Here is an 11012-nt window from a genome sequence, read left to right as displayed (position 1 = left end):
ATTGACCTACCCGACTGCGCTACGAGACTGTCGGAACAGGGCCCGGCCGAGGGCCCCGAATCGATTGAGAGCGGCGCCCCCCCGCCAGCGAACAGCCCAGCAAATACTCACATCGCATTTTCCGTTGCCTATCCCAGGCGCCCGCCTTATCATCCACGAAAAATAAGCCGCCAGCCCCATCCAAAACCCTATCTGCATTCACCGGCCGCCCCTACCCCATGCCGTCCGACTCCTCAAGCACCGCACACACAGCCCGAGTCGCACCCTCCCAGGCCTTGACGGCGTCGCAGCAGCTTTCCGACGATACTCTCCATGAGCCGGGCTCCCATCTTTACCAAGGGAACACATCGCCTTGTCACGGCTACACGTCTACCGAATGCTTTTTAGCGTCTACCGATGCTCGGTTGAAATGTAATAACGACAGGGACACGCCACGCAGGTGTTTCTTACTGCCTTCCATCGGCGGCGCTACGCCTTCCGGCGTAAGGGTGACATCTTCTGTCTGCAGCGCGATGCCTTCCGATCACGGGAATCCATCTTTTATCGGCCGCACGGTATCTTCCTATGATTACGCGCCACCTTCCGATCATCGCGCGTCGCCTTCCGATCATCGCGTAGCGCCTATCGACAATTTCTACATCCATTCCCGGCATTTTGTACCGCCGCCTGGGGCCGCGAATACATCGCCCGGCGGCGGCGTCACCGCTCCCGGTGTTTTTGCATCCGGCCTTTCCGGCCCCCCGCATTCACGCTGCAGCCCCCCCACCACAAGGAGATCCAAGATGGCCAAGAACTATTACCTGCCCCGGGACGACAGCGGCAAGGCCCAGCTGCTCGAACACCTGGCACGCCGCCTCCCGGCCTATGCCGAGACCCTCGAAGTCAGCGCCGCCGACATCGCCAGCCTGCAGGCCGACGCCGAGGCCTTCCGCCATGCCATCGCCTCCACAGACAGCATCCAGGCCAACGCCCGGCAGTGGACGGCCTACAAGAACCTCCAGCGTGACGGCGGGGTGCGCGTGAACCCGCGGCCCCAATTGCCCCACCTGCCCGTGCCGGCGCGGGACGTCGCTCCGGGCATCGTGCCGCGGCTGATCGCCCTCGTCTCCCGCCTCAAGACGGCCCACCAGTACAACGAGGCGATCGGCCACGACCTCCAGATCATCGGCCCCGAGCAGCGCGTCACCCCCGACGACTGGAAGCCCGTCCTGGACACCCGCAGCGTGGCCGGCCAACCGGTCATCAAGTGGCCCAAGGGCGACGCCGACGCCATCGAAATCTGGGCCGATCGCGACGACGGCCAGGGCTTCCGTCTCGCCACCATCACCAGCGGCACCGACTACACCGACACCAGCACCCGGCCCGCCAGCGGCGCCGTCTGGAAATACAAGGCCATCTACCGCCTCCGCGACACCCAGGTCGGCGAGTGGAGCGGCGAGGTCAATGTGGCGGTCGGGGGCTGAGCCGCCCCGCTCGCACAGCCTGCCCGAGTGCAGGGGCGACGGCAGCCCCGCCTGCAAGGTAGCGGCGACCCCGGCTGTAGCGGGACGAGCGCACAATAAAAAAGGAGCCGCCCGAAGGCCGCTCCTTTCCACTTCAAGGCTCCAGCCCCCCCCGCAGCCGCCAACCCACCGGCCGCCGCGGGGTGCGCTGCCGGTTTACACCGACATCGCCTTCACGTGCTGGATCACCTCGCCGATGGCCTGCTGGGCAGAGCCGTAGAGCAGGCGGGTGTTGTCCTTGTAGAACAGCGCGTTCTCGATGCCCGAGTAGCCGGTGCCCTTGCCGCGCTTCACGACGATGACGTTCTGCGCCATGTCGGCGTTGAGAATCGGCATGCCGTAGATCGGGCTGGACTTGTCGGTGCGCGCCGACGGGTTCACCACGTCGTTGGCACCGATCACCAGGGCCACGTCGGCCTGGGCGAAGTCGGCGTTGATCTCTTCAAGGTCGAAGATCTTCTCGTAGGGCACGCCGGCCTCGGCCAGCAGCACGTTCATGTGGCCGGGCATGCGGCCCGCCACCGGGTGGATCGCGAAGACCACCTCGACGCCCGCCTCCTCGAGCAGCTCGGACATCTCCCACACCTTGTGCTGGGCGCCGGCCACCGCCATGCCGTAGCCCGGCACGATGATGACCTTGCTGGCGTAGCGCATCATGGCCGCGGCGTCCATCGCGCCGACTTCCTTCTGCTCACCCTCGACCGCCTCGCCGCCGCCGGCGGCAGCCATCGGCACGAACAGGATGTTGCTGATCGGCCGGTTCATGGCCTTGGCCATCAGCTGGGTGAGCAGGGTGCCGGCCGCGCCGACCACGATACCGGCGATGATCAGCGCCGGGATGCCCATCACGAAGCCCTCGAAACCCACCGCCAGGCCGGTGAAGGCGTTGAACAGCGAGATCACCACCGGCATGTCGGCGCCACCGATGGGCAGCGTGATGACGGCGCCGAGCACCAGCGCCAGCACGAAGAACGCGCCCACCAGCATCGGGTCGACCTGCGGGGCGATCACGATGGCGGCGCCGAAGCCCACGGTCACCAGGGCCAGCACCACGTTGACGGCGTTCTGCGCCGGCAGCCGGAAGGCCTTGTTCATGACGCCCTGGAGCTTGGCCCAGGCCACCACCGAACCCGAGAAGGACACCGCGCCGATCAGCGCACCCAGCGTGGCCAGCAGGGTGACCACGGTGCCGTGCATCTCGCCGCGGGCGAACTCGACCGCCGCAATGGCCGCCGCCGCGCCGCCGCCCATGCCGTTGTAGATGGCGACCATCTGGGGCATGTCGGTCATCGCGACCCGCTTGCCGGAGACCCAGGCGAGCACGCCGCCGAGGCCGATGGCGATGACCATCAGCAGCATGTTGCCCATGCCGGGGGTGAGGAAGGTGACCACCGTGGCGAGCACCATGCCGACACCGGCCCAGACGATGCCCTTGCGCGCCGAGACCGGCGAGCTCATGCCCTTCAGGCCGAGAATGAACAGAATCGCGGCAACGAAGTAGCTCGCGTCAATCAGCCACTTGATAGCCATCAGTTCTTCTCCTTCGACTTGAACATGGCGAGCATGCGTTCGGTCACCACGTAACCGCCGGCCGCGTTGGCCGCGCCGAGCAGTACGGCGACAAAGCCGATGGCCTGCTCGAGGGGCGTCTCGGCCTGGCCGAGGGCGATCATGCCGCCCACCAGCACCACGCCGTGGACGAAGTTGGAGCCGGACATCAGCGGCGTGTGCAGGATCACCGGCACGCGGGAAATGACCTCGTAGCCGGTGAAGGCCGCGAGCATGAAGATATAGAGTGCGAGCATTCCATCCATGGGTTTTCTCCTTACAGGCCCAGCGCGGCCTTGACGCCCGCGTGGCGGATTTCGCCGGCGTGGGTCAGGCAGGCGCCGGCGAGCACCTCGTCTTCCCAGTCGAGGCCGAGCACGCCATCCTTGATGAAGGGCGAGATGAAGTTGTAGAGGTTCTTGGCGTACATCTCGGAGGCGTGCACCGGCATCCGGCTGGGGATGTTCACCGGGCCGATGACCAGGGTCTCGCCGACCAGGGTCTTCTCACCGGCCTGGGTGCCAGCCACGTTGCCGCCGCTCTCGGCCGCCATGTCGACGACCACCGAGCCCGGCTTCATGCGCGCCACCATCTCGGCGGTCACGATCTGCGGCGCCTTCTTGCCGGGGATCGCGGCGGTGGTGATCAGCGCGTCGCACTCGGCGATGGCCCGGCCGAGCTTGTCGGCCTGGATGCGCTTCTCCTCGTCGGTCAGCTCGCGGGCATAGCCGCCCGCCCCCGCAGCCGAGACGCCGGTGTCGACGAACTTGGCGCCGAGGGACTCGATCTGCTCCTTGGTCTCCGGGCGCACGTCGTAGCCCGACACCATGGCGCCGAGGCGCTTGGCGGTGGCGATGGCCTGCAGGCCGGCCACGCCGGCACCGATCACCAGCACCTTGGCCGGGCGGATGGTGCCGGCGGCGTAGGTGAGCATCGGGAAGAACTTGGGGCTGTGGTCGGCGGCGATCAGCGCGCACTCGTAGCCCGCCACCGCGGCCTGGCTGGACAGCACGTCCATGCTCTGGGCGCGGGAGATGCGCGGCAGCAGCTCGAGAGCAAAGCAGGTGATCTGCTTTTCAACCAAGAGCTTCACCCGCTCGGGGCTCGACCACGGCTGCTGCAGGCCCACCAGAACGGCGCCCGGCTTGAGCATCGCGATGTCCTCGAGGCCCAGCGGCTGGACCTGGAGGACCACGTCGGCCTTGGCCAGCACGGGGCCGGCTTCGGCCGCGAGCTCGGCGGCGCCGAAATCCTCGTCACGATAATAAGCCGATGCGCCGGCACCTGCCTGGAGCAGCAAAGCTGCACCAAGCCCTTGATATTTCTTGGCTACATCCGGAACAAGCGCAACACGGCGCTCACCCGGCGTAAACTCTTTGGTCACACCGATGACCAGAGGCATGGAAGCTCCTCAGTGGGTAGTTGGAATTCAGTGGCCGTCGCCGGCGAAAACGCGCGAACGGGGAGTAATCTGGTGTCTTCTCCGGCCAGCATATGGGCAACGGGTGCGCCCACGGCGGGAGAAATCGATCATTTCATTCAAATAGCTGGGTAACGATGCGAAAGTCTAGCAAGAAACGAACCCGCCCAACCCGAAAGCTAGGGTTACCCCCAGGTTCACTGGTGCACATCGGCGAGATCAAGACCGACAAGCCCAGCATCACGCTGATCGAGTTCGACGCCCGCGGCGTCACCGAAACCCTTTTTGAATCTCTCGAAGCGTCCCGCGGCCACCATGCGAACCGCGAGAAGATGTGGCTCAACGTATACGGGCTGCATGACCCGACGGTGATGGCCGAGATCGGCCGGCGCTTCAAGCTCCACCCGCTGGTCCAGGAAGACATCCTGAACACCCAGCAGCGCCCCAAGAGCGACGAATACACCGACTACCAGTACATCGTCGCGCGCTGCTTCGACTTCGACACCGAGACCCGCAGCCTCACCTCCGACCAGGTGAGCATCGTGCTCGGCCGCAACTTCGTGCTGACCTTCCAGGAGCGCGCCACCGGCGCCTTCGAGGCGGTGCGCGAGCGCCTGCGCGCGGAGCACGGCGCGATGCGCGCCCACGGCCCCGACTACCTGGCCTACGCGCTCCTCGACACCCTTGTGGACCGCTATTTCGTGATGCTGGACAACCTCTCGGACATGGCCGAAGACCTCGAGGATGAGGCCCTCAGCCGGCCCAACCCGGCCCTGCTGGCCGAGATCAACCGGGTCAAGCACGAGGCGCTGGTGCTGCGCCGGGCCATCTGGCCGCTGCGGGAGATCCTCAACACCCTGTCGCGGGCCGACAACGGCTTCTTTACCGCCGACACCCGGCTCTACCTGCGGGACATCTACGACCACACCGTGCATGTGCTCGAATCCCTCGAGTCGGTGCGCGACCTCCTCGCCGACCTGCTCGACATCTACCTGTCGAGCGTCAGCAACCGCCTGAACACCGAGGTGCGCATCCTCACCGTGCTGACCACCCTGTTCATGCCGGCCACCCTGATCGCCGGCATATTCGGGATGAACTTCCACACGATGCCCCTCCTCGACGACCCGGAGGGTTTCTGGATTGCGCTGGGCGTGATGGGCGGCGCGGCAACCGTGATGGCCGCGGCCTTCTGGCGCCGCAACTGGCTGCGGACCCGCTGAAACGCAGATAAGGCTGGCCGACTGCCGGCACGGGGCGCAGCCGCCAGCGCCCCGTGCCTGACACGGCGGCTATTGAAATCAGTGGGAAAAACGGCAGGCGACGGCCTGCGGCGCGCCAAACCCGGCCGCCCGGGCCGTTTCAGCCGCTCAAGCCGCCGTAGCGGGCAACCTCGGTGCGCAGCCGGGGGCTGACCTCCACCAGCTTGACCACCGCCAGCGAGATGTTGTCACCGCCGCCCCGGGCGCGCTGTCGCGCCATCTCGATAAGGGCCGAGGCGGCGTCGCGGGGCGACTGGGTGTCGAGGATGTGCCCCATCTCCTGCTCGGTGATGTAGGCCCACAGCCCATCGGAACACAGCAGGAAGGCGTCTCCGCCGGCCAGCGGCGAGGCATGCCCGAGATCGACCCGCGGCTCCCGCTCGGAACCCAGGCAGGACAGCAGCACGTTGCGGTTGGGGTGGCGCAGGGCGCCCTCGGCATCGAGGCGGCCCTTGCGCACGAGCTCCTCGACCAGCGAATGGTCGAGGCTGCGGGTGACCAGCTCGCCCCGCCGGAAATGATAGAAGCGCGAGTCGCCGCAGTGGGCCCAGTCGGCCCGATCCGGCTGCATCATGAAGACGACCGCGGTGCTGTGCGGGTCTTGCTCGCTGGTGAAACGAGTCAGCTTGATGACGATGTGGGCCTCGTCGATGATGCTGCGGAGGAGATCCTGGGGGCTTTCGGAGGCGGGCGCGAAGGCCTCGAAGTTCTGCTTGGCCTTGAGGATGACCTGCTCGGCAGCCATGGCGCCCCCCGAATGGCCGCCCATGCCGTCCGCCAGCACGGCCATCAGCGTGCCCTTGCGGGTCGGGTGCGCAAAGACCGCGGCGCGATCCTGCTGCTCGCTACGGTCGCCCGTGTGCTTCGCCACACAGGCCTCGGCCTGGTAACGTTTTTTCGCGCTGACCGATTCGGGCGCGGACAAGGATGAGAGGGGCGGATTCAACATGACACTCAGGACGTTAACACGAAAGCTGCACGCCGGGCACTGAACCCAGGCCCGAAAGGCAGCCGCAGCTGGCTCCAGAAAACGAGCGGAGGCTTTCCCCGTGCGATCCGGTTATCCGGCTGCGAGAAAAAAAATGCTCGATCACTGTGGTTCTCCGTCGCGCAGACGCGCCATTCACGATTCACGAAGTTTAACCGTTTATATCTTTCGAACTAAAGGCCCCTTTGGGCTTTCAGGCCGTTTACGTGACATTTTCATCATCAAAGAGGAGCTCGACCCAATGCCGGACAGGTAGTTTGGCCGCGCTGCCCAGATGTTCGATGCAACCGATGTTCGCCGAGACGATGGATTCGGCCCCGCCCCCCTGCAGGGCATCGAGCTTGTCGTCACGCAAACGGCGGGAAATCTCCGGCTGCAGCAGCGAATAGGTGCCCGCCGAACCACAGCACAGATGCCCGTCCCGGACCGGCACGAGCTCGAAACCCGCGGCGCCGAGCAGCGCCTCGACGACGCCGCGGATCTTCAGGCCGTGCTGCAGGCTGCACGGGGCATGAAACGCGATGCGCCGCCGCGGGCGCCCGGCGGCGTGGGCTGCGAGCAGCGGCTCGAGGCGCGCAGCCTCGGCGCCCAGCACCTCCGCCACGTCGCGGCAGAGGGCCGACACGCGGGCCGCCTTGTCGGCGTAGCGCGGGTCGTCCTTGAGCAGATGGCCGTAATCCTTCACCTGCACGCCGCAGCCCGAGGCCGTCACGACGATGGCCTCGACCGTGCCCGCAGCGATCGCCGGCCACCAGGCGTCGATGTTGTGCCGCGCATCGTGCCGCCCGCCGTCCTGGTCGTCGAGATGGAAGCGCACCGCGCCGCAACACCCGGCCCCCCGCGTCTCGACCAGCGACACCCCGATCCGATCGAGCAGCCGCGCGGTGGCGGCGTTGATGGCCGGGCGCATCGCGGGCTGGACGCAGCCGGCCAGCGCGATCATCCGCCGAGCGTGGCGTGGCGCCGGCCAGGGCCCGGCTGGCGCGGCGGGCGACACCTTGGCAGCCAGCCCCTGCGGCAGCAGCGGCTTGAAGCGCCGGCCCAGCCCCAGCGCCGCGCCGAACACCGCGCCCCGCGGCACCACCTCCCGCAGGGCTGCGCGCTTGAGGGCCTCGGCCCCGCGCCGGGGCACCTGCTGGTCGACCACCTTGCGGCCGATGTCGAGCAGGTGCCCGTACTTCACCCCCGACGGGCAGGTGGTTTCACACGACCGGCAGCTCAGGCAGCGGTCGAGGTGCAGCTGTGTCCGGGCGGTGGCGGGCTGGCCTTCGAGCACCTGCTTGATGAGGTAGATGCGCCCCCGCGGGCCGTCCAGTTCATCGCCGAGCAGCTGGTAGGTCGGGCAGGTGGCGGTGCAGAAGCCGCAATGCACGCATTTGCGCAGGATCTCCTCGGCCTCGCGGCCCTCGGGCGTGTCCCGGATGAAATCGGCAAGATTGGTCTGCATGGCTCACAGGCCCTCGTAGAGACGGCCGGGGTTGAAGACGCCGGCCGGGTCGAATGCACGCTTGAGATTGTGCTGCAGCGCGCGTATCGGCGCCGGCAGCGGATGGAAGACGTCCCCGCTGCGCTCGCCGTGGCGGAACAGCGTCGCGTGGCCACCGAGGGCCGCCGTGCGGGCGCGGATGTCGGCGGCCGGCGCCGTGGAGCGCAACCAGCGCTGGGCCCCGCCCCACTCCACCAGCTGCGCGCCGGGCAAGGCCACCGCCAGCGCGTCCGGCGGCACCGACAGGCGCCACAGGGGCTTATCGCCGGCAAAAAAGGCATCGGTATGATCCCGCAGCCCGGCCCACAGGGCGTCGGCCTCGGCGGCCGCCAGGCGCTCGCCGCCCAGCCCGCGCAGCGCCGCATCCACCGCCGCCACCGCGCCCGCCAGGCGCAGCGTGAGTGCGCCATCCCGCCACACGCTGGCCGAGATCGGCAGCGGCTGGCCGCCCCAGGCATTGAGCCGGTGGAGGGCGGTGGCCTCGTCGAGTTCGAAGCGCAGGCTGGCCTCGGCCGGCGGGCGCGGCAACACCTTCAGCGACACCTCGACGATCAGGCCCAGGGTGCCCAGGCTGCCGGCCATCGCCCGGGACACGTCGTAGCCGGCCACGTTCTTCATGACCTCGCCGCCGAAACGCAGCAAGTCGCCGCGGCCGTCGATCATCCGCAGGCCGAGCACGAAATCCCTCACCCCGCCCACCGCCGCCCGCCTTGGGCCCGCCAGGCCGGCTGTCACGCAGCCGCCCACGGTGCCGCCGGGGGCAAAGCGCGGGGGCTCGAAGGCCAGCATCTGCCCCCGCTCGGCGAGCAGCGCCTCGAGTTCGGCGAGCGGCGTGCCGGCCCGCAGCGTCACCACGAGCTCACTCGGCTCGTAACTGACGATGCCGCGCAAGCCCCGGGTATCGAGCGGCTCGCCCGCCGTGGGCCGGCCGTAGAAAGCCTTGGTGTCGCCCCCGCGGATGGCGATGCAGCCGCCGGCCGCAGCCGCGGAGCGCACCTGCTCGCGCCAGGCCTCGATCAGATCATTCAAGCTCGTCTCCCTTTTTCTTCTTGATGTCGTGCTGCCGGCGCACCGCCAGCCGCCCAGCGGTGCGCAAACCCATCCACGCGCCGACCAGCGACAGCACCGGCACCGCCACAAACAGGAACTGCAGCCAGCCCTCCGGGATCGTCCCCATCAGAAGCGCGGCAGCTCGGGGTGCGCCGGCTGGCGCGTGCTGCCCATCCGCTCGCGGCCGTATTCGGCGCAGCGGTTGAGGGTGGGGATGGCCTTGCCCGGGTTGAGCAGGCCGGCCGGATCGAAGGCCGCCTTGACCCGGTGGAAGGCCAGGATCTCCGGCGTGGCGAACTGGCCGCACATCTGGTTGATCTTCTCGATGCCCACCCCGTGCTCGCCGGTGATGGTGCCGCCCAGGGCCACCGACAGCTCGAGGATCTCGGCCCCGAAGGCCTCGGCGGTGTGCTGGTCGCCGGGCTTGTTGGCGTCGAAGAGGATCAACGGGTGCAGGTTGCCGTCGCCGGCATGGAAGACGTTGATGCAGCGCATGGCGTATTTGCGCTCCATGGCCTGGATCGCCTGCAGCATCTCGCCGAGGCGTTTGCGCGGGATGGTGCCATCCATGCAGTAATAGTCGGGCGAGATCCGCCCGGCCGCCGGAAAGGCCGCCTTGCGCCCGGCCCAGAAGCGCATCCGCTCGGCCTCGTCGCGGGACACGCGGACCTCGGTGGCGCCGCTCGCCTCGAGCAGCGCGCGAACCCGGGCGATCTCCTCGGCGACCTCCTCGGGCGTGCCGTCGGCCTCGCACAGCAGGATCGCCTGGGCGTCGAGGGGGTAGCCGGCGTGCACGAACTCCTCGACGGCCGCGGTGGCCGGCTGGTCCATCATCTCGAGGCCGGCCGGGATGATGCCGGCGGCGATGATCGCAGCCACCGCGTCGCCAGCCTTGACCACGTCGTCGAAGGCCGCCAGCACGCACTGGGCGAGCTGGGGCTTGGGGGTGAGCCGCACCGTGACCTCGGTGACCACCGCCAGCATGCCCTCCGAGCCGGTGACGAGGGGCAGCAGGTCGTAGCCCGGCGCGTCCAGCGCGAGGCTGCCGAACTCGACCACCTCGCCGGCCATCGTCACGCCGCGCACCTTGAGCAGGTTGTGCAGCGTGAGCCCGTACTTGAGGCAATGCACGCCGCCGGAGTTCTCGGCCACGTTGCCGCCTATCGTGCAGGCGATCTGCGAGGAAGGGTCAGGCGCGTAATACAGGCCGTGGGGCGCGGCTGCCTCCGAGATGGCCAGGTTGCGCACCCCGGGCTGCACCACCGCCCTGCGGGCGTGGGCGTCGATCTGCAGGATCTTCTTGAAGCGCGCCAGCGACAGCACCAGCCCGAAGCGGTGCGGCTGGGCGCCGCCGGAGAGACCGGTGCCGGCGCCCCGCGCCACCACCGGCACGGCCTGTTCGGCGCAGATCTTGAGGATGTCCACCACCTGGGCCTCGGTCTCGGGCAAGGCCACCACCAGCGGCAGCTGGCGCAGCGCCGCCATGCCGTCGCACTCGTAGGGGCGCAAGTCTTCCAGGTCGTGGAGCAGGCAGGTGGGCGGCAGCACCCGTGCCAGCGCAGTCACCAGGCGGTGCTTGTCCACCTGCGAGAAATCACGCTCGGCCTGGCCGAGGCTGCTTGCATCCGGGGCATTGCCACTCATCGGCCACTCTCCTGCACGTATTACGGTTTGAACGAAGTCTAGACGTGGGAACACAACAGGGTAAAGCGCTGGCCGGCACTGCCCGCAGGCGTGGGGCGGGCAGTGCCGGCCAGCG

10 protein-coding genes are annotated in these 11012 nt (G+C 68.3%); 2 read left to right on the top strand and 8 right to left on the bottom strand.

All coding sequences use genetic code 11. The annotated features are described in order from the left end of the window. Positions 1–782: 782 nt before the first annotated feature. Complete coding sequence (locus tag ZRA01_RS08575; protein ID WP_141351259.1) at positions 783–1463, top strand: hypothetical protein; 681 nt, start codon at positions 783–785, stop codon at positions 1461–1463. A gap of 195 nt (positions 1464–1658) precedes the next feature. On the opposite strand, the gene ZRA01_RS08570 is transcribed toward ZRA01_RS08575, so the two are convergent. From ZRA01_RS08570 to ZRA01_RS08560, 3 genes are read right to left on the bottom strand one after another with little or no spacing between them, the layout of a single operon-like run. Continuing rightward, positions 1659–3032, bottom strand: coding sequence for an NAD(P)(+) transhydrogenase (Re/Si-specific) subunit beta (locus tag ZRA01_RS08570; RefSeq protein WP_141351257.1), 1374 nt, complete (start codon positions 3030–3032; stop codon positions 1659–1661). After that, complete coding sequence (locus ZRA01_RS08565; protein WP_141351255.1) at positions 3032–3316, bottom strand: NAD(P) transhydrogenase subunit alpha part 2; 285 nt, start codon at positions 3314–3316, stop codon at positions 3032–3034. The genes ZRA01_RS08570 and ZRA01_RS08565 overlap by 1 nt, the downstream gene beginning before the upstream one ends. 11 nt (positions 3317–3327) lie before the next feature. Then, entirely contained in the window at positions 3328–4452 is a 1125-nt protein-coding gene (locus ZRA01_RS08560) for an NAD(P) transhydrogenase subunit alpha (protein WP_141351253.1), read from the bottom strand. 221 nt (positions 4453–4673) lie between these two features. On the opposite strand from ZRA01_RS08560, the gene corA reads away from it, so the two are divergent. Then, positions 4674–5690: a magnesium/cobalt transporter CorA gene (gene corA / locus ZRA01_RS08555; RefSeq protein WP_246093457.1), complete on the top strand. Its 1017-nt coding sequence runs from the start codon at positions 4674–4676 to the stop codon at positions 5688–5690. Positions 5691–5829: 139 nt separating this feature from the next. Here corA and ZRA01_RS08550 read toward each other — a convergent pair whose 3' ends face one another. The 5 genes from ZRA01_RS08550 to ZRA01_RS08535 form a co-directional block, all read right to left on the bottom strand. Continuing rightward, positions 5830–6678 carry a PP2C family protein-serine/threonine phosphatase gene (locus ZRA01_RS08550; RefSeq protein WP_141351249.1) on the bottom strand — a complete coding sequence of 283 codons (849 nt, stop codon included), beginning with the start codon at positions 6676–6678 and terminating at the stop codon, positions 5830–5832. Positions 6679–6919: 241 nt separating this feature from the next. Next, complete coding sequence (glcF, locus tag ZRA01_RS08545) at positions 6920–8164, bottom strand: glycolate oxidase subunit GlcF (RefSeq protein ID WP_141351247.1); 1245 nt, start codon at positions 8162–8164, stop codon at positions 6920–6922. Between the two features lie 3 nt (positions 8165–8167). Beyond that, complete coding sequence (gene glcE / locus ZRA01_RS08540; RefSeq protein ID WP_141351246.1) at positions 8168–9232, bottom strand: glycolate oxidase subunit GlcE; 1065 nt, start codon at positions 9230–9232, stop codon at positions 8168–8170. Next, the gene (locus ZRA01_RS20520) at positions 9225–9380 is read right to left on the bottom strand and encodes a hypothetical protein (protein ID WP_170182927.1); all 156 of its coding nucleotides are present in this window, start codon (positions 9378–9380) and stop codon (positions 9225–9227) included. The genes glcE and ZRA01_RS20520 overlap by 8 nt, the downstream gene beginning before the upstream one ends. Further along, a complete protein-coding gene (locus ZRA01_RS08535; protein WP_141351244.1) occupies positions 9380–10897 on the bottom strand; it encodes an FAD-linked oxidase C-terminal domain-containing protein in 1518 nt (505 codons plus the stop codon). The genes ZRA01_RS20520 and ZRA01_RS08535 overlap by 1 nt, the downstream gene beginning before the upstream one ends. Positions 10898–11012 lie beyond the last annotated feature (115 nt).

The sequence above is a fragment of the Zoogloea ramigera genome (assembly GCF_006539865.1).
Taxonomy (GTDB): domain Bacteria; phylum Pseudomonadota; class Gammaproteobacteria; order Burkholderiales; family Rhodocyclaceae; genus Zoogloea; species Zoogloea ramigera.
Note: the sequence above shows the minus strand (reverse complement) of the source record. Positions and strands in the feature narration are given on the sequence as shown.

Coding starts and splice junctions, on each gene's coding strand:
- ZRA01_RS08560 (WP_141351253.1), bottom strand. CDS start 4,452: ATGCCTCTGGTCATCGGTGTGACCAAAGAGTTTACGCCGGGTGAGCGC.
- ZRA01_RS20520 (WP_170182927.1), bottom strand. CDS start 9,380: ATGGGGACGATCCCGGAGGGCTGGCTGCAGTTCCTGTTTGTGGCGGTG.
- glcF (WP_141351247.1), bottom strand. CDS start 8,164: ATGCAGACCAATCTTGCCGATTTCATCCGGGACACGCCCGAGGGCCGC.
- ZRA01_RS08535 (WP_141351244.1), bottom strand. CDS start 10,897: ATGAGTGGCAATGCCCCGGATGCAAGCAGCCTCGGCCAGGCCGAGCGT.
- ZRA01_RS08565 (WP_141351255.1), bottom strand. CDS start 3,316: ATGGATGGAATGCTCGCACTCTATATCTTCATGCTCGCGGCCTTCACC.
- ZRA01_RS08575 (WP_141351259.1), top strand. CDS start 783: ATGGCCAAGAACTATTACCTGCCCCGGGACGACAGCGGCAAGGCCCAG.
- ZRA01_RS08550 (WP_141351249.1), bottom strand. CDS start 6,678: ATGTTGAATCCGCCCCTCTCATCCTTGTCCGCGCCCGAATCGGTCAGC.
- ZRA01_RS08570 (WP_141351257.1), bottom strand. CDS start 3,032: ATGGCTATCAAGTGGCTGATTGACGCGAGCTACTTCGTTGCCGCGATT.